Annotated in this window: 14 protein-coding genes; 10 read left to right on the top strand and 4 right to left on the bottom strand. The window is 62.5% G+C overall.

What is annotated here, in order from left to right; genetic code table 11:
• Positions 1–179 precede the first annotated feature (179 nt).
• From KRR23_RS00240 to tssA, 4 genes are all read right to left on the bottom strand, one after another.
• Positions 180–668, bottom strand: a complete 489-nt coding sequence (locus KRR23_RS00240) for a type VI secretion system tube protein Hcp (protein ID WP_216740883.1) — start codon at positions 666–668, stop codon at positions 180–182.
• 159 nt (positions 669–827) lie between these two features.
• Positions 828–2,324: a type VI secretion system contractile sheath large subunit gene (gene tssC, locus KRR23_RS00235; RefSeq protein ID WP_216740882.1), complete on the bottom strand. Its 1,497-nt coding sequence runs from the start codon at positions 2,322–2,324 to the stop codon at positions 828–830.
• A gap of 2 nt (positions 2,325–2,326) precedes the next feature.
• Entirely contained in the window at positions 2,327–2,833 is a 507-nt protein-coding gene (gene tssB / locus KRR23_RS00230) for a type VI secretion system contractile sheath small subunit (protein ID WP_010168268.1), read from the bottom strand.
• Positions 2,834–2,913: 80 nt separating this feature from the next.
• Entirely contained in the window at positions 2,914–3,939 is a 1,026-nt protein-coding gene (gene tssA / locus KRR23_RS00225; RefSeq protein ID WP_216740881.1) for a type VI secretion system protein TssA, read from the bottom strand.
• A 402-nt stretch (positions 3,940–4,341) separates the two neighbouring features.
• Between tssA and tagH the strand changes: the two genes are divergently transcribed.
• From tagH to KRR23_RS00175, 10 genes are all read left to right on the top strand, one after another.
• On the top strand, positions 4,342–5,763 hold the full coding sequence (gene tagH / locus KRR23_RS00220; protein WP_216740880.1) for a type VI secretion system-associated FHA domain protein TagH: 1,422 nt from the start codon (positions 4,342–4,344) through the stop codon (positions 5,761–5,763).
• A gap of 72 nt (positions 5,764–5,835) precedes the next feature.
• Positions 5,836–6,348, top strand: coding sequence for a type VI secretion system lipoprotein TssJ (gene tssJ / locus KRR23_RS00215; RefSeq protein WP_216740879.1), 513 nt, complete (start codon positions 5,836–5,838; stop codon positions 6,346–6,348).
• 15 nt (positions 6,349–6,363) lie between these two features.
• Positions 6,364–7,698, top strand: coding sequence for a type VI secretion system baseplate subunit TssK (gene tssK, locus KRR23_RS00210; protein WP_216740878.1), 1,335 nt, complete (start codon positions 6,364–6,366; stop codon positions 7,696–7,698).
• 6 nt (positions 7,699–7,704) lie between these two features.
• Positions 7,705–9,003, top strand: coding sequence for a DotU family type VI secretion system protein (locus KRR23_RS00205; protein WP_216740877.1), 1,299 nt, complete (start codon positions 7,705–7,707; stop codon positions 9,001–9,003).
• Positions 9,000–12,500: a type VI secretion system membrane subunit TssM gene (gene tssM / locus KRR23_RS00200; protein ID WP_216740876.1), complete on the top strand. Its 3,501-nt coding sequence runs from the start codon at positions 9,000–9,002 to the stop codon at positions 12,498–12,500. Before KRR23_RS00205 ends, tssM begins: the two co-directional genes overlap by 4 nt.
• A complete protein-coding gene (gene tagF / locus KRR23_RS00195; RefSeq protein ID WP_216740875.1) occupies positions 12,497–13,150 on the top strand; it encodes a type VI secretion system-associated protein TagF in 654 nt (217 codons plus the stop codon). Before tssM ends, tagF begins: the two co-directional genes overlap by 4 nt.
• Positions 13,151–13,882 carry a PP2C family serine/threonine-protein phosphatase gene (locus KRR23_RS00190; protein WP_216740874.1) on the top strand — a complete coding sequence of 244 codons (732 nt, stop codon included), beginning with the start codon at positions 13,151–13,153 and terminating at the stop codon, positions 13,880–13,882. It begins immediately after the preceding gene.
• Positions 13,879–16,923: a serine/threonine-protein kinase gene (locus tag KRR23_RS00185; protein ID WP_253911863.1), complete on the top strand. Its 3,045-nt coding sequence runs from the start codon at positions 13,879–13,881 to the stop codon at positions 16,921–16,923. Before KRR23_RS00190 ends, KRR23_RS00185 begins: the two co-directional genes overlap by 4 nt.
• Complete coding sequence (locus KRR23_RS00180) at positions 16,923–17,639, top strand: ABC transporter ATP-binding protein (RefSeq protein WP_216741326.1); 717 nt, start codon at positions 16,923–16,925, stop codon at positions 17,637–17,639. The genes KRR23_RS00185 and KRR23_RS00180 overlap by 1 nt, the downstream gene beginning before the upstream one ends.
• Positions 17,639–18,835, top strand: a complete 1,197-nt coding sequence (locus KRR23_RS00175; protein WP_216740873.1) for an ABC transporter permease — start codon at positions 17,639–17,641, stop codon at positions 18,833–18,835. The genes KRR23_RS00180 and KRR23_RS00175 overlap by 1 nt, the downstream gene beginning before the upstream one ends.
• Positions 18,836–18,840: the final 5 nt, after the last annotated feature.

The raw sequence follows: 18,840 nt of genomic DNA, 5'->3' as shown, positions 1-18,840 counted from the left end.
CAGCTCGACAAGAGGGATAGCAGCGTTCGTTTGATCATTTCAGTTCCCAGAACCAGACCTGCTTTGAGCGATGCGCTTGATCAGCGAAGTTGTGACCCTGCCGCGATTCCATAGATCGATAGGGTCGCCGCTACGCGCCTTCAAGCACCCCCGACGCATAACGTCGGGGGCACCTTCGATCACGCCTTGACGTTCTGACGGATGTTCCAGCCAAACTTGACCGGGCCGCCGTCTTTGGTGCCGTCGGCTTTCTGCGGCTGGTAGTCCACCAGCACCTTGGCGAAGTTCAGGGTGACGTTTTCGGTCAGGCGATCATCGCTACCCGAGCCGCCGGTGCTCAGGGAGGTGATCAGTACTTCTTCCAGGTTGATGATCATGTACTCGACCTGGCTTTCGCCGCCGGCCTTGCGCACGGTCAGTTTGACCTTGTCGATGTGCTTGCCGGCGGCGCAGTGCATCATCAGGTTCGGCGAGGCCTTGTCGACATACTTGGTCAGCGACAGGTCCTGGACATTCACCTTGCCCGCACCACCGCCACCACCAGTGTGCATATTGCCGGACTGGGACATGCCCCAGCTCCAGTTCAAGACGTCGATTTCATCCTTGTGGGCCTTGTCCATGGACTCGCCCTTGATGTCGCCGATCTTGATGAAAATATCAACAGCCATGTTTTCTCCCTGTGTGGTCTCTACCACATTGTGTTTTTGCTGATCGTTCCCACGCTCTGCGTGGTAACGCATCGGGTGACGCTCTGCGTCACTGGGACGCGGAGCGTCCTGGGCGGCATTCCCACGCTCTGCGTGGGAACGATCACATCAAGGGCGGTGTTACGCGCCCTTGGCCGAAGGCAGTTTGGATACCAGGCGCAGCGACACGGTCAGACCTTCGAGCTGATAGTGCGGACGCAGGAAGAACTTGGAGGTGTAGTACCCCGGGTTGCCTTCCACGTCCTCGACGATCACTTCGGCCGCAGCCAATGGGTGCTGGGCCTTGGTGGTTTCGGTGGAGTGCGCTGGGTCACCGTCGACGTAGTTGAGGATCCAGTCCTGCAACCAACGCTGCATCTCGTCCTTCTCTTTGAAGGAGCCAATCTTGTCGCGCACGATGCACTTCAAGTAATGGGCGAAACGGCAGGTAGCAAACAGGTAGGGCAGGCGCGCGGCCAGGTTGGCGTTGGCGGTGGCGTCCGGGTCGTCGTATTCAGCCGGTTTCTGCAACGACTGGGCGCCGATGAACGCGGCGAAGTCGGTGTTTTTCTTGTGCAGCAGCGGCATGAAACCGTTCTTCGCCAGCTCCGCTTCACGGCGGTCCGAAATGGCGATTTCGGTCGGGCACTTCATGTCTACGCCGCCGTCATCGGTCGGGAAGGTATGAGCCGGCAGGTTTTCCACTTCGCCGCCAGATTCCACACCACGAATGCGCGAGCACCAGCCGAAGTGTTTGAACGAGCGGTTGATGTTCACCGCCATCGCGTAAGCGGCGTTGGCCCAGGTGTACTTGGAGCTGTCGGCGCCGTCGGTGTTTTCTTCGAAGGCGAAGGCTTCCACTGGGTCGGTCTTGGCGCCGTAGGGCAGGCGCGCCAGGAAGCGCGGCATGGTCAGGCCGATATAGCGCGAGTCTTCCGATTCACGCAGCGAGCGCCAGCCGGCGTATTCCGGGGTGGTGAAGATCTTGGTCAGGTCGCGCGGGTTCGACAGTTCTTGCCACGAGCCCATGCCCATCACGGTCGGCGAGGCGGCTGCGATGAACGGCGAGTGCATGGCGGCGCAGACTTTCGACAGCTCGCCCAACAGCTCTACGTCGGGAGGCGACTGGTCGAAGTAGTAATCGCCCACCAGGCAACCGTAAGGTTCGCCGCCGAACTGGCCGTATTCTTCTTCGTACATCTTCTTGAAGATCGGGCTCTGGTCCCACGCAGTGCCCTTGAATTTCTTCAGGGTCTTGTGCAGTTCAGGCTTGGAGATGTTGAGCACGCGAATCTTCAACTGCTCATCGCTCTCGGTGTTGTTGACCAGGTAGTGCAGGCCACGCCAGGCGCTTTCCAGTTGCTGGAAGTCCGGGTGATGGATGACCTGATTCACCTGAGCGGTGAGCTTGGCGTCGATGGCGGCAATGATCGACTCGATCGACTTGATCGCGTCGTTGGACACCAGGTCGGTCTGCGCCAGGGCCTGTTCGGCCAGGGTGCGCACGGCGGTCTCGACGGCTTCGCGAGCGCGGTCGGTCTTGGGTTTGAATTCTTGCAGCAGCAGGGAGGCGAACTCGCTGGCTTCTTCGGTGGCGCCCAGGTTTTGAGCGCCTTCGCGTGCGGTATTCTCGGTCATGATTACTGGTCCCCTGCCGGCTTCGGCGCGCTCGCAAGGGCCTGCAGCAATGCCGGGTCCTTGATCGCTTTCATGATGATTTCTTCAGCGCCAGTCTTGCCGTCCATGTAGGTCAGCAGGTTGGCCAGTTGGGTGCGCGCTTCGAGCAGCTTGTTCAGCGAGTCGACCTTGCGCGCCACGGCGGCGGGGCTGAAGTCGTCCATGCTTTCAAAGGTGATGTCCAGGCTCAGGTTGCCTTCGCCGGTCAGCTCGTTGGGCACGTGGAACGCGACGCGTGGCTGCATGGCCTTGAGGCGCGAGTCGAAGTTGTCGACGTCCACTTCAAGGAACTTGCGATCGGCAACAGGGGCCAGGGGCTCGGCCGGCTTGCCGGCGAGGTCAGCCATAACGCCCATCACGAAGGGCAACTGGACCTTTTTTTCGGCGCCGTAGAGCTCGACGTCGTACTCGATCTGCACTCGAGGCGCACGGTTGCGCGCGATGAATTTCTGAGAACTTTGCTTCGCCACGTTGCTGCTCCTGGTCGCTCAAGCGACGGTGTTGGCGTCATCGGTGGTACCGGTGACGTGACTGCGTGATCCTTTCGCTTTTATTCGCTGTCTGGTCCGCGCAGGTTTTCAAATTGGCTCATGCCGTCGGGAATCAAGTTGCGCACGATGGCCGCAAAGTCGGCGTGCACCAGATTCTTTGCCCGGTTCAACAGTACCGGCAGCGGGCTGGAAGGCTCTTGACGCGTGTAGTACGCAAGAATCCGGTCCAGGCTGCGCAGCACGTCGTCGCGGTTGTTGATTTCGCCAGTGCCGGTACTGCGCGGTGCGCTCGGTGCGGTGGCGTATTCAACTGGCGCGGCGCTGTCGTCGCTGATGGCATCGGGCAGGGGGCCGTCGCCGCTCTGGGGGGCGAACTGACCGAGGATCTGCAGGGCCATTTTGATCGGCTGCTTCAACGGGCCAAGGTCAACGCCCTGGGCGGAACCGACGTATTCGCTAACCTGTTGCTCAATGGTCTCGGCGGCATTGCGGGCCTCGTGCAAGGCAGCGCGGGTGATTTCCAGTTGCTCGGGATCGCTGCCGAGGAACGCCCCGGCGAGCTGCTCGGAGCCGAGGTTTTCGTCAGGGAAGCTTTGCAGGCCGCTGGCGTTGGCGGCGGCGCGCAGGCTGACAGGGCCAAAGGTACGCGAGCGGGCCAGGATGCTTTCGCGCAGCAGGCGGATGGTGGTGTCCGACGTCAGGCCGGCAAGGGCATTGATGCGCACGGTAGGATCGTTGTCGTCATCGGCATCCAGTCGCGGATGCAGGTCAGCCCAGTATTGCTTGAGTAATTCGCCGATCAGCGTCAGGACGCGGGCCAGGCCCGTGACGCCTTCGAGGGCAAGGGAACTTTGCAAAAGGAAATGGGTGATACGCAGGTCTTTACTGCGTTGCAACAAATCCACGCTTTGCTGCTGGATGCTGCGCCATTCAGGGGGTTCGGCAGGCAATATCGAATCGCCCATGCTGCGCTCGGGCTGGCCGCGGGAGTCGCGTTCCAGGCGCAAAAATGCCTGGTCATATTCCAGATCTTCACCGCAAGGCGAAGTCTCGGAAACGGCGGCGAGCAGCGAAGGTACTTCCACTGAATTTGATCTCCCTATCGCCCGCTGACAGAGTCGGGCATTTCACACGTGAGTTCGCGATGGAACTTCACATGTTTCCTTGACGGTAATTGCTCTTTTGAGGGGCAGTGATCTTGAAGTGCCGTCGCACGTATTCAAGAACTTGCGCATTTTTGGTGTAGTACTTATGCCTTGTCAAGGTAAGCTATTATCCTGTGCGACAGATGTGAGGTGCTTAACAACCCGCGCGACCGGTGGGTCGAGGCGGGCACTCATGCAGGTTTTTTGTCATGCAAGCCGGTTAAAATCAGCAATCATGCTGGTAGAAAGGCGTTTTCGACGTTGTTTGCAAGGTATGTCGGCGAGTCACTCGGGCGTAGGCCCTCACTCGCCTGCGCGCAAAGTGTTCAGCAAGGAGGCAAGATGTCGCTGTGTTTGACTATCACTAGTTATCACAAAATTACCCCAGGTCAGTGCTCTGAAAAATCCATGGATCAGGGCGTGATGGCAATTGGCCGTAATTCTGACAATGACTGGGTATTGCCTGACCCTCAGCGCCTTATTTCCGGCAAACATTGCGTTATTCAATACAAAGATGGCCGCTACTATTTAACCGATAACAGCACTAATGGTGTGGAATTGGTCAAGGCCGGCATCCGTCTGCGCAAGGGAAGCAGCGAGCCGTTGCAGGATGGCGAAGTTATCCGTATCGGCGATTATGACATCCAGGCGCGCATCGATTTCAGTCTGCCGGTGACTGACAGCAACCCTTTCGCCGATTCGTCCAACAGCTTTGAGGCCCTGATGGGGCGCCAGGGCGCTGTTGCGAATACGCCGACGTCGTTGCCCATAACACCGCCTGCACATTTCCAGGGCGGGTCGGCCATGGACACAGTATCGGACCTTTTCGACTTTCTTTCACCGACCAGCGTCCCGCCTGCCACCCAGCCCGACCATGTCCCGGCCGAGCAGCATGACTTCCGCCCACCGACCCCGATTCCCAACCCAGCGCCCGTGGCGGTGCCTGTACCGTTGGCATCGGCCTCGGTGATTCCGGAAGATTGGGACCTGTTCAGCGATAAGTCTGCGCCGGTTGCGGTTGCCCCGCTGCCTGTCGCCCCCTTGCCTGTTGCAGAGGTTACGCCGTCACCCGCGCCTCAAATCAGCACACCGATCGCGCCGGCCCCCCTGCGTGAACCGCCCGTGGCCATCGTCGAACGCGAGGTCAATCCGGTCAGCCCGGACGACAATGCTCAACCCGACCTGTTGCAAGCCTTCCTGCGCGGCGCAGGGCTGGATCAGTTGCGCCTGGACAAGGCCCAGGCGCAAGCGCAGATGGAAAGCATTGGCCGCAGTTATCGGCTGATGGTCGAAGGCCTGATCGATGTCTTGCGCGCCCGCAGTAGCCTCAAGGGCGAGTTCCGCATTCAGCAGACGATGATTCAACCCGTGGAAAACAACCCGCTGAAATTCGCTCCCAACGTCGATGAAGCCTTGCTGTTGCTGCTGCGCCACAGCAATCAGGCGTTCATGGCGCCGGACCTGGCGGTGCGCGATAGCTTCGATGACTTGCGTGCCCACCAATTGGCGGTGATGGCCGGTGTGGAAGCAGCGATCAAGCACCTGCTGGCGCGCTTCGAGCCGGCGCAACTGGAAGAGCGCATGGGCAAGCCCGGTGGCCTGTCGAGCATTTTCAATGGCTCGCGACAGGCCCAGTACTGGCAGCAGTTCACCGAGCTCTACAGCAAGATTTCCCGCGAGGCCCAAGAGGATTTCCAGGACCTGTTCGGTCGGGAATTCAGCCGCGCCTACGAAGAGCACAGTACAAGGCCGCGCCGCGGCTGAGCACCGACTCATAACGCCATACACAGCAACGAACGGAACAATGGATAGCTGAAACGTCATTGAGGACGCAGGATGATTCCCAGGTTTTTACTCGCAGTTGCCACCGCGCTTCTGCTGACCGCGTGTGCGAAGGATACGGCCAAACCCCAGCCCGAAGTGGCTGAGGCCGAGGCCGACACCGCCGCCGTCGAGTTGCACTTCCACGCCATCGCCGGGCTCAACCCCGGTAGCACCGGCCAGCCGGCCCCGGTCCGGGTGCGCATTTTCGAATTGAAAAATGCCGCCACCTTCGGCCGTTCCGATTATTTCGCCCTGGCCGAACGGGCCCAGGCGACGCTCGGCGCGGATCTGCTCGACCAGGACGAAGTGCTGGTCGAGCCCGGCCAGCAATTGAGCTTGCAACGCGACCTCGACCCAGCCACCCGCCACATCGGCGTGCTGGTGGGGTATCGCGAACTGGATCAGGCGCAGTGGCGCACGGTGATGAATGTTCCGCCACGCCAATACACCGAATACCAGATCAGCCTCGATGTGCGCGCCGTGCGCAGCGCCGTCGTTGTTCCCCCATCCAGCCCTGCCCAATAAGCAATCGGAGCCCCCATGTCCTGGAACAATCGCGTGGTCTGGTCGGAAGGCATGTTCATTGGAACGCAGCACTTCCAGCAGCATGACCGTTATCTGGAAAACCTCATCGACGCCCGAAGCCGCCCGTTGTCGGCCGGCGCCTGGGGTTTTTCCGAATTGCTGATTGATCAGGGGCTGTTGGCCCAGGGCAAATTGGCAATCATCTCGGCGCGGGGCCTGTTACCGGACGGCACGCCATTCAACATTCCCCAGGATGACCTGGCGCCGAGCCCGCTGAATATCGATGCCGACCTGCGCGATGGCCTGGTGTACCTGGCCTTGCCGCTCAAGCGTGCCGGAGCGCGTGACACCGTTGATGAAGGCGAAACCCCGGGCGCTGCGCGCTACGTGAGCCAGGTGCGCGAAGTACGGGACGACAACGCGCCGTTTGAAAACCGTGCACCGGTGGCAGTGGCTTCCAGGGCGCTGCGATTGTTGATTGCCGAGGATGGCATCAGCGACTATGCCGCCATCGGCCTGGTGCGAATCAAAGAGAAGCGCGCCGACCGCGCCCTGGTGCTCGACGACACTTACATCCCACCGCTGATGGATGTATCCGCCTCCAAACCCCTGGCCGCGTTTCGTAGCGAACTGCTGGGCCTGCTTCATCAACGCGGCGAAGCCCTCGCCGGGCGGGTGGTCGCTTCCGGTGCTGGCGGTGCCTCGGAAATTGCCGACTTCATGCTGCTGCAACTGGTCAACCGCGCTCAGCCGTTGATCCAGCACTTGAGCCAGTTGAGCCCGTTGCACCCCGAGCGGTTCTACAGCGAGTTGGTGAGCCTGGCCGGTGAGTTTTCGACCTTTACCGCTTCCGGGCGGCGACCGCAGGAAAACCCGCAGTACCAGCACGACAACCTGGCGCTGAGTTTTGCGCCGGTGATGCAAGCCCTGCGCGAGGCGCTGTCGATGCTGATCGACAGCAAGGCCACGCCGATTCCGATCGTCGAAAAAGCCTACGGCATTCATGTGGCAATGCTGGCTGACAAGGCCCTGCTCGACAGCGCCAGTTTCATCCTGGTGGTGCGCGCCGACGTGCCTGCCGAGACCCTGCGCAGCCACTTCGGCCAACAGAGCAAGGTCGGCTCGGTGGAGCACATCCGCAACCTGGTCAACCTGCAATTGCCGGGCATCGGCCTGCTGCCGCTGCCGGTGGCGCCACGGCAGATCCCGTATCACGCAGGCTCCACCTATTACGAACTCGACCGGGGCAGCGAGCATTGGCAGCAACTGGCCAACTCCGGCGGTTTTGCGTTCTACATCGCGGGGCAATTCCCGGGGCTGGACCTGGCTTTCTGGGCGATCCGAGGATAAACCGCAATGAACAACGACGATCGTACCCAGTTCATGCCGACACCCGGTGGCCGTGGCGCCGACCCGGCCCGCCCGGATCCTGGTCGCGCCCAGTCCGCGCCGCTTTCGATGCCGGCCGCGCCGGTGTTGACCGGTAAAGCTGAAGGTCTCAACCCTCTGGAGAGCGCCGCGGGCCCGCTGCTGGCTTTGATGACCCGCTTGCGCAACACCATTGCCCACCCGGCGCCGGCGAGCCTGCGGGCGCAATTACTGGCCTACCTGCGCCAGTTCGAGGAACGCGCCGAGGCCGCCGGTGTGGTGCGCAACGATGTGTTGCTGGCCCGTTACGCCCTGTGCACTGCGCTGGATGAAGCGGTGTTGAGTACGCCGTGGGGCGGCAGCAGCGACTGGGGCAAGCAAAGTTTGCTGATCACCGTGCACAACGAAGCCAAGGGCGGCGAGAAGGTGTTCCAGCTCTTGGAGCATTGCCTGCAAAGCCCCCGCGAACGTTTGTATCTGCTGGAGCTGTTGTACCTGTGCATGTGTCTGGGTTTCGAAGGGCGTTATCGGGTCATCAACGACGGTCGCAGCCAACTTGAGGCCTTGCGTGAACGCACCAGTGCGGTCATCCGCAGTGCCCGTGGCGACTATGAACGTGAACTGTCGCCCCATTGGCGCGGCGTCGCCGTGGCCCGCGACCGGCTGGCGCAATTCATGCCGCCATGGATCGCCGTGGCCATCGGCGTGGCGTTGCTGCTGGCACTGCTGTTCGGCCTGCGCTTGAAACTGGCCGCCGATGCCGAGCCGGTGTTTAAAAATATCCATGCCCTGGGCGAGATCCCGGTGCAGGCGATCGACCGCCCGGTGGTGCAACCGAAACTGATCGAGCGCCCCCGCCTGGCGGGCTTCCTTGCCGATGAAATCAAGGCCGGTCGGGTGGCCGTGGAAGATGCCGTTGATCGTTCCGTGGTGACCATCCGTGGCGATGAGCTGTTCGCTTCGGGTAGCGCCAGCATCGTCGACAATTTCCAGCCGCTGATGCTGCGCATCGCCGAGGCCATTCGCATGGTCAAGGGCCAGGTCCGGGTGACCGGCCACAGCGACAATCGCCCGATTGCCACCCTGCGGTTTCCATCGAACTGGGCCTTGTCCGAGGCACGGGCCACGTCGGTGCTGCAAATCCTCTCGGCCAAGACCGGCCAGCCCGAGCGCTTCAGCGCCGAAGGCCGCAGCGATACCGAGCCGCTGGCCTCGAACGCTACGACAGAGGGCCGCGCACGCAATCGTCGGGTCGAAATCACAGTATTGGCGGAGGGGGTCGAGTGAAGGCGTTTTTCAGTTTTATCATCCGCTGGGTCATTCCGTTGCTGGGGCTGATAGCCCTGAGCCTGATCATCTGGTTTATCGGGCCGCTGCTCGAATTCCTGGTGCCCGAAGGCCGGCGCTGGGCGCTGATCGTTCTGGTGTTCGCGGTGTGGATCGCCTACCGGGTGTTTCGCATCATTCAGGCCCGCCGTCAGGCCGCCGAAGTCATGCGCAGCCTGGCGGCGCAAACCCCACCCGACCCGACCAGCATCGCCACGGCGCAAGAGCTCGAAACCCTGCGCCAGCGCATGGACGAAGCCTTGGCGCTGTTGAAGAAAGCCAAGCTGGGCGGTGATGAGCGTCGCAATCTCTACGAACTCCCTTGGTACGTGATCATCGGCCCGCCGGGTTCGGGCAAGACCACTGCGCTGGTCAATTCCGGGCTGCATTTCCCGTTGGCGGCGCAGTTGGGCGCCGGTGCTGTACGCGGCGTCGGTGGTACGCGCAATTGCGATTGGTGGTTTACCGATCAGGCCGTACTGCTCGACACCGCCGGGCGCTATACCACCCAGGACAGCGACGCGACGGTGGATAAAGCCGCGTGGCTGGGCTTTCTCGGCCTGTTGAAAAAACAGCGGGCCCGTCGCCCGATCGACGGCGCGTTTATCGCCATCAGCCTCTCCGATCTGCTGCTGGGCAGCGACGCCGAGCGCGCCGCTCATGCCGCCGCGATCCGCCTGCGTATCCAGGAGTTGTACACCCAACTGGGCGTGCGTTTTCCGATCTACCTGATGCTGACCAAACTCGATCTGGTGCCGGGGTTCATGGAGTATTTCGATACCCTGAGCAAGGAAGAGCGGACCCAGGTCTGGGGCATGACCTTTGCCTTGGACGACGGTAAAAGCAATGACAGCCCGCTGGCCCATCTGCAAAGCGAATTCGCCGGCCTGGAACAGCGCCTCAACGATCGTTTGGTGGAGCGTTTGCAACAGGAACGCGACCCGGCGCGGCGCGAGCTGATCTACGGCTTCGCGCAACAGTTCGGCGCGTTGAAGGATTGCCTGCAAAGCTTCCTTGAGGGCGTATTCAAACCCAACGCCTTTGAAGAGCGGGTGCTGTTGCGCGGGGTGTATTTCACCAGCGGCACCCAGGAAGGCAGCCCGATTGACCGGCTGATCGGCTCCATGGCCCAGAGCATGAACCTGGACCGCCAACATCTGGCGCGCCAGAACGGCACCGGGCGCAGTTACTTCATCGAAAAACTCTTCAGCGCCGTGGCTTTTGCCGAGCGTGGGCTGGTGGGGGTGAACCCGAAAGTCGAACGTCGGCGCAAGTGGATCACTCGGGGTGTGCTGGCCTCGACTGTGGCCTTGGTGCTGGTGGTCGGGACCTTGTGGGTGGTCAGCTACCGCGCCAACCAGGCGTATATTGCGCAAGTCGATCAGAAAGTCGTGCCCCTGGGCCAGACCGTGCAAAACCTCAGCCCGGCCCAGCGGGACGTGCTCGCCGTATTGCCGTTGCTCAACGCGGTGAAGCACCTGGCCGGCGACGCGCCGAGCTGGGCCGAAGGCCTGGGCCTGTATCAGGGCGATATGCTTGAAGCCGAGTCCGGTAGCGTCTATCGCAAGCTGTTGATCGCGGTCTTTGCGCCACGCTTGCTCACGCGCATCGAAGAGCAACTGCATGGCGGCGGCAATTCGGACTTCCTTTATGAAGGTTTGAAGGCCTACCTGATGCTCGCCGACAGCGAGCATTACGATGCCGACTTCATCAAAGCGTGGATCGCCCTGGACTGGGACCGCAATCTGCCGCGCGACTTGCCGTCCGAGCAGCGTATGGCCCTGGCGGAGCACTTGCAGGCCCTGTTCGAGCGCCATCCGCCCACTGCACGTCTGGACCCGCGCCTGATCGACGACCTGCGCCGGCAGTTGCAACAACTGCCGGTGGCCCAGCGTGTCTACGACCGGGTCAAGCGGCAGAAACTGCCGGACGGCATCCCGGATTTTCGTATCAGCGAAGCGGCCGGGCGCGATGCGGCGCTGGTGTTCAGCCGCAAGAGCGGCAAGCCGTTGGGCGAACCCTTGAGCGGCTTCTTCACCGCCAAGGGTTATCGCCAAGGGTTTTTGCTCACCAGCCTGAACCAGACCGGCACCCTGGCTGAGGAGCAGTGGGTGCTCGGTCGCGACCAGGCAGAACAGCAGAACGTCGCCAGCCTGGCCGCCGACGTGCGTCGCCTGTATTTCCAGGATTACCAGCGCCAGTGGGACGCCTTGCTGGCTGATATCGACTTCGTGCCGATCACCAGCGTGGCCCAGGCCGCCGATGTGCTGAGGGTGATTTCCGGCCCGACCTCGCCGTTGAAAAAACTGCTGGTGGCGGTGGCGAAGGAAACCGACCTGCAACAGGAAGAACGCCTGCTGGCCGCCAAGGGTGCGCCGGTGGACGGCGGGGTCGACAAGCTCAAGGAGCGCCTGGGCACCTTGCTCGGCCATGAGCAGGCGGCGCAAAACACACCTGTGTCCAGCGAAGATCCCATCACCGCGCATTTTGCTGAACTCAATAGCATCGTCAGCAAAAACGAAGGCGAGCCGGCGGTCATCGACGGCCTGCTGGCCGACATGAATGCGTTGTATGTGCAGGTCAGCGCCATGGTCGGCGCCAGCGGCGACGCCTTGCTTGGCGAAGCCAAGAACCAGGCCGCAGCGGCCGCGACACGGGTCAGCCTCAACGCCGAGCGTCAACCGGCGTTGGTGCAAGGGCTGGTCAAGTCGGTGGTCAACTCCACCACCAACACCATGATGGGCGGGGTACGCAATCAACTGAACGCGGCCTGGACCAGCGAAGTGCTGAACATCTATCGCCAGTCCCTGGCCGGGCGTTATCCGATGTCGCCAGGCAGTGCGCGAGACGCGACTCTCGACGACTTCGGCCAGTTCTTCGGCGTGGGCGGGGTGATGGACAACTACTTCCGCAAGTACCTGCAGCCGTATGTGGATACCTCGACCCAGGCCTGGCGCTGGCAACCGGGCGCCGCGCAGAAGCTCGGCATCGCCCCGGGCGTGCTGCAAACCTTCCAGCGGGCAGCGACCATCCGGGATGCATTTTTCCGTTCCGGCGGCACCCAGCCGATGGTGCGCTTCGAACTCAAACCCGTGGCGATGGACGCCAGCATCACTCAGTTTTTACTTGACCTCGATGGCCAGCAATTGAGCTACGACCACGGCCCGAGCCGTCCGACCGCCATGCAATGGCCCAACGCCGGCAGCATCGGCGTGGTGCGGATCTCGATCATGCCGCCCTCGGCCAGTGGTCGGTCCGGCATCACCCTGGATGGCCCCTGGGCCTGGTTCCGCCTGTTGGAGCAATCAGACCTGACCGCCGGCAACTCGCCGGATCGCTTCAACCTGCGGCTGCGGGTCGACGGCGCCAGCGCCTCTTACGAGCTGCGGGCCAACAGCGCCTTCAACCCGTTCAAGAGCCGTGTGCTTAGTGGTTTCAGCCTGCCGGAGCGGTTATGAGCACTCCGGGTTTCTATGGAAAGTTAGCCAGTCGCGGGGACTTTGTCAGCCGTGGCTTGCCGCAGAGTTTTATCGGCCCCTGGGATTCGTGGCTGGCGGCGGGTCTGCTCGCCAGCCAGACCAGCCTCGGGGACCGTTGGCTGGACGCCTATCTGGTCAGTCCGCTGTGGCGCTTTATGGTCGGGTCCGGTGTATGTGGGCCGCAGGCCGCCGTTGGCGTGGTGATGCCGAGCATCGATCGAGTTGGCCGGTATTTTCCGCTGACCGTCGCGGTGCTGCTGGATCACGACGCTGACCCAGCGTCGGTGGTGGGCAGTTCGGATGTCTGGTTTGAACAGGTTGAGCAATTGCTGTTGAGCACGTTGAGCGTGGAGGCAAGCTTCGAAGCCTTCGGTGCAGGCCTTACGACACTGGGCAGTCCGGCGTGCCTGCCACGCACGCCAAGCAGCCGTTTTGCCGGCCTGCATCGCTTTGATGCCACCGACCCGAAGGCGCGAATGACTGCGCTTGCCGAACAAGCCTGCGAAGGCGCAAGTCTGTGGTGGGGCCAGGGTTCGGAGCGTATCGCCCCCGCTTTATTGCGGTGTCAGGGCCTGCCTGTCGCCGCCGATTTTGCGCAATTTTTGCTCGGCCAAGAAGGTGTTGTGTAGATGCGTCCAAGCGCTGGAAAGACGTTCAAGTCTGCAAGCAAAAGCCATGTCGGTATGGTCCGCCAGGTGAATGAAGACGCTTGCCTGGACCTGCCGGAAAACGGCCTGTGGGTGGTCGCCGATGGCATGGGCGGGCACGCGGCGGGCGACTACGTCAGCAGTCTGATCGTCGACAGCGTGCGCAGCATTGCCGTGGGCCGATCGCTGGACGAATACGCCGCGGCGCTGAAAAACGACCTGCTGCGGGTCAACGCCGCCGTGCGCGAAGAAACCGCCAACCGTGGCGTGACCATGATGGGCAGCACTGTGGTGTTGCTGGCGACGCGTGACTTGCGCGGGGTGTGTCTGTGGGCGGGCGACAGCCGCTTGTATCGCCTGCGTGACGGCCTGCTCGAAGGCATCTCGCGGGACCACAGTTACGTTCAGGATTTGCAGGACAGCGGCTTGCTCAGCGAAGCCGAAGCCCGGGTGCATCCACGGGCCAATATCGTCACCCGCGCCATCGGGGTCGATGCGCAACTGGACTTGGCGATGGTTGAGCTGCTGTTGATGCCCGGCGACAGTTACCTGTTGTGCAGCGACGGGCTGAACAAGACCGTCGAGGACCATGAAATCGCCGAGGTACTGAACCACGACGAGCCCGGAGAAATCGCCAGCAGTCTGGTGTCCCTGGGCCTGATGCGCGGCGCTCCGGATAACATCACCGTCATCGTCGTGAAGGTGCCTTCATGAACCCCACCGTGAACATTCTGATCCCGGGCTACGACATCGACGGTGAGATCGGCGAAGGCGCCATGGCCAGCGTTTACCTGGCGACCCAGCGCTCGCTGGAGCGCAAGGTGGCATTGAAGATCATGGCCGCCGCGCTGGCGGCCGACCCGAGCTTCTGCGAGCGCTTCCTGCGAGAAGGCAAAACCCTGGCGCGCCTGTCTCACCCACATACGGTCACCATCCATGACATCGGCAATGTCGGTGAGCTGTATTACATGGCCATGGAATACCTGCCCAACGGCACGCTCAAGGAGCGCATCGCTGCCGGCCTGACGCCGGAGCAGGGCCTGATCTACATCCGCCAGATCGCCTCGGCCCTGGGCTATGCCCATGGGCTGGGACTGGTTCATCGTGACGTCAAACCAGCGAACATTCTGTTCCGTGCCGATGGCACGGCGGTGCTCTCGGACTTTGGCATCGCCAAGTCCCTGGACGACCGTACCCAGTTCACCCAGGCCGGTTTCGCCGTCGGCACGCCCAGCTACATGAGCCCGGAACAGGCGCGCGGCCAGGACATTGACGGCCGGGCCGACCTTTATGCCCTGGGCGTGGTGCTCTACGAAATCCTCGTCGGCAAACTGCCGTACACCGGCAACGATGCGCTCTCCACGGCCTTGGCACATTTGACCGAACCCTTGCCGGAGCTGCCGGTGCACCACGGTCGTTATCAAGAGGTGCTGCGCCAGCTGTTGGCCAAGGATCCGGCCGACCGTTTCCCGGATGCGGCGGCGCTATTGCGGGCGCTGGATAATCTGCCCGGGGAATCGGTTGAAGCAACCACGATCCGGCCGTTGCCGATTCCGGCGTCGCTGAAGTCGACCGGCGATGACCTGGCAGGATTGACGCCGGTGTCTATCGACATACCCAGCGGCCCTGTGCAGTCGCAACCCCGACCCACGCCAACTCCACCAACCGTGAAGCCGACGCCGCAGTCCTCGATCTCGGAGCAGCGAAAGGGCCCCATGTTCGCACTTGCTGCCGTCGCGGTGGCCGTGGCGCTGGCCTTGGGCGGCGTGGGTTATTGGTGGCTGGGCCGTGATGCTAAAGTCGATGCCGACGTGAAGCCGCCGCTGGTTTCCGCGCCGCCAACCTCTACACCCCTGGTCAATACGCCGCCCGCCGTGGCGGCGATGGAGGTCGATGGCGGTCAGCGTCCGCTGCTGATGGCCGGCAAAAAAACCTTGTTCCAGCGGGTGCTCAGCAAGCCGGGTGCGACGCTCGCCAGCGAAGCGGGGGCCGCGACTGGCAAGGCCTTGCCGGCGTTTTCCGTGCTTTACGTCTATCAGCGCAAAGAGGTTGATGGCAGCCCTTGGCTGCGTGTCGGCGCGGCGACCGATGGGCGCAGTGACGGCTGGTTACCGGCCGCGCAGGTCAGCGACTGGAAGCAAAGCCTGGTGCTCAAGTTCACCGAACGCTCCGGCCGTGCGCCGGTGATGTTTCTGCGTCAGGCCGGCGATGTGGAGAAGCTGCTGGCCGACCCGTCAGCGGCAAAAAACCTGCTGCTCAAGACCCAGCAAAACCACGAAGACAATCAACGCGTGTTGGCCCTGGAACCGGCCGCTAGCGCGGTGCCGCAGAACCAGTTTTACCTGTTGCCGATCTTCGATTCGCGCGAGAGCTTCGATGAGAACGGCCAGCCCGTGCAGTTGCTGAACGTGGCGTCCATCGACCCCGGTAGTGCTCCGAAGGCTGCCGCCAGCAACACGCCAATCACTACCGCCAACGCTGACGCATTCCGCACCGCCGTGGTACTGGTGGTCGATACCACCGTGTCCATGCAACCCTACATCGATCAGGTGCGCGAGGTCGTGCACGAACTGCAAACCCGCATCGCCGAGCGCGGCGAGCAGGACAGCGTCAGCTTCGGCCTGGTGGGGTTTCGCAACAGCATCAAGAAAACACCGGGTCTGGAATACGTCGCTAAAACCTTGATCACCCTGGAACAGGGTCGCGACCCACAGCGCTTCATGGACTTGGCGCGGCAGGTCAAGGCGACCACGGTCTCGAGCCATTCGTTCAACGAAGATGCGTTTGCCGGTGTGATGGAAGCGGTCGAGGGCATGGATTGGTCCGGTTATGGTGGGCGCTTGATTCTGTTGGTCACCGATGCTGGTGCCCTGCGCAAGAACGACCCGTATGCCTCCACACAAATGAACGAGGCCGAAGTGCGTCAGGCTGCGCTAGGCAAGCAGATCAAAATCTACGCCTTGCACTTGCTCAGTGACGCTGGCAAGAAAACCCACGCCGGTGCGCAAAGCCAATATCGCACCCTGACCGCCGACGCCAACCCGCAGATCGGCGACCTGTACATTCCGGTACCGGGCGCCGATGTGCGCAAGTTGGGTGAGCGGGTGGACGAGATCGGTTCGGTGTTTGCCGACCTGGTGCATCAGGTGCGCAGCAACAAGCCGCAAACGGTGCCGCTGCTGAGCGCCGCGCCGAGCCTGACCGACAAATCGGCAGCCGTCGGCTACGCGATGCACATGGACTTCCTGGGGCGTAAAGCCGCCAGCCAGGCGCCACAACTGGTCAGCGCCTGGACCGCCGACCGCGACCTGACCAACTCGGCACTGCCGGCGTTCCAGGTGTGCGTGATGCTGACCAAATTGCAGCTCAACGACTTGCAGCAATCGCTGAAAGTGATCGTCGATGCCGCCCGCAAGACCCAGACCTCGCCGAAGAATTTCTTCCAGGAAATCGCCAGTGCCAGTGCCTACATGAGCCGTGATCCTTCGGCCTTGCGCAAGGGCGGCAACCTGGCCGATGGCGGGGTTCTGGGTGAGTACCTGGAGGGGCTGCCCTACCGCAGCAAGTCGTTGGGCATGACCCAGGACTTGTGGCTTTCCCTGAGCGTGGCCGAGCAGGAAGACTTTATCGACGAGCTGGATTCGAAAATCCGCCTCTACGAAACCTTCCATAACGACTTGGCCAACTGGGTGCGTTTCGGCGAAGCCGAGCCGGGGGATGCCTTGTACCGCGTTCCGTTGTCGACGCTGCCGTGATGCTGAACATGAGCGCGGTGCACAAGAGCCGGGGCGCCGGCAGCCAGCGCTACAGCCTGGTGATTCCACGGCTGCAACTGCGTGCCGGTGAACAACTGGCGGTGGTCGGTCCCAGCGGTTGCGGCAAAAGCACGTTGTTGGATTTGCTGGCGCTGGTGCTGGCTCCGGATCAGGCCGGGCAGTTTGATTTTGCGCCCGGCCAAACCAGGACAGACATTAGCGGGCTGTGGCGCGCAGATGCGCAAAGCGCCTTGGCGGACCTGCGCCGCCGGCACTTGGGCTACGTACTGCAAACCGGTGGCCTGCTGGATTTTCTGGACGTGCGCGGCAACATCGACCTGTCGCGCAAACTGCTCGGCTTGAAAGACGACGGCAGCGTGGATCGTCTGGCCGGGGCGTTGGATATCGCCGATCAACTGGGCAAAAAACCGGGTGACTTGTCCGTCGGACAACGGCAACGGGTGAGTTGCGCCCGCGCCCTGGCCCATGGGCCGCGTCTGCTGCTGGCCGATGAACCGACCGCCGCCCTCGATCCGCTGAACGCTGCGCGAGTGATGCAGTTGCTGGTGACCCAGGCCCGCGAACACGGCGTGTGCTGCGTTGTCGCCACCCACGACGAGTCGCTGGCACGCGCCAGCGGCTTGCAGGTGCGGCGCATCAGTTGTCGTCGCGACGTCGATGGCGGTGTCACCGCCACCCTCGGGGAGGCCAGCTGATGCGCAATACGCTAGTGGCTTCCCTGGCCTGGCAGGATTACCGCAACGATGTGTGGCTGTCGGCCTGTTCGGTATTGGCGTTGGTGGCGGTGGTCGCGCCGCTGCTGGTGCTGTTCGGCTTGAAATTCGGCCTGGTCAGCAGTTTGACCGAACGCTTGGAAAACGACCCGGCCACCCGGGAAATCATCCCCCTGGGTGGCGGCCGGTTCAGTGCCACGTTTATCGCACAGTTGAGCCAGCGCAGTGACGTGGCTTTCGCCTTGCCGCGCACTCGACAGATTGCCGCGACGGCGGATCTGACCGCTGGCGCCGCGACGGTGACCGTCGAAATGATCCCCACCGCCGCCAACGACCCCTTGCTCGGCAGTCTTCCGGTGCCCCAAGGGCTGGATCAGGTACTGCTCAGCCAGACCGCCGCGGAAAAGCTCGGGGCCAAGGCCGGTGATTGGCTGGTGGCCAGTGTCGGCCGGCAGGTGGCCGGTCGTGGCGAAGCGCAACGCACTCGCGTCCAGGTGCTGCACGTTCTGCCGCTGGAAGCCTTCGCCCGGGACGGATTGTTCGCGCCCTTGACGTTACTGGAAGCGGCTGAAGATTACCGGGACGGCCGCGCCGTGCCGGCGTTCGGTTGGCCAGGCGATGCGGTGGGCGTGTCGGAGCAGCGGGTGTATCCGGCGTTTCGCCTGTACGCCCGCAGCCTCAAGGATGTCGAGCCGCTGCGCCAGTACTTTGCTGCGCAGAACCTGCTGGTCTCGACCCAGGCCCAGACCATCGCCCAAGTGCAATCGCTGAGCCGCAACCTGTCGATCGTGTTCTGGATCATCGCCGGATTGGCCTTGGCGGGAGCGTTCGCGGCGATTTTTGCCGGCGCGTTGGCGGCGGTCGAGCGCAAACGCCGAGACTTGTCAGTGTTGCGCCTTCTGGGGTTTTCCACGGCGGCGTTGCTTTTGTTTGTGGTGTTGCAGGCGCTGTACAGCGCCGGCCTTGCCGCCCTATTGAGTGTCGGGCTGTATGGCCTGGCGCAATCGGGCCTGAACCATTTATTTGTGCAGATGCCAGGCGAGTACGCCAGCCATCTGCTGGCGCGTCACTACGCGTTTGCCTTCGTGGCCGTGCTCGGCGTCAGCGCCGTGGCAGCGGCTTGTGGTGGCTGGCGAGTGGCGCGTATCCAGGCGTTTGAAGGAATCCGAGATGTATAAGTTAC

The organism is Pseudomonas sp. CVAP#3 (assembly GCF_018986375.1).
GTDB lineage: Bacteria > Pseudomonadota > Gammaproteobacteria > Pseudomonadales > Pseudomonadaceae > Aquipseudomonas > Aquipseudomonas helvetica.
The sequence above is the reverse complement of the archived record's forward strand: the minus strand, read 5'-3'. Positions and strand labels throughout refer to the sequence as shown.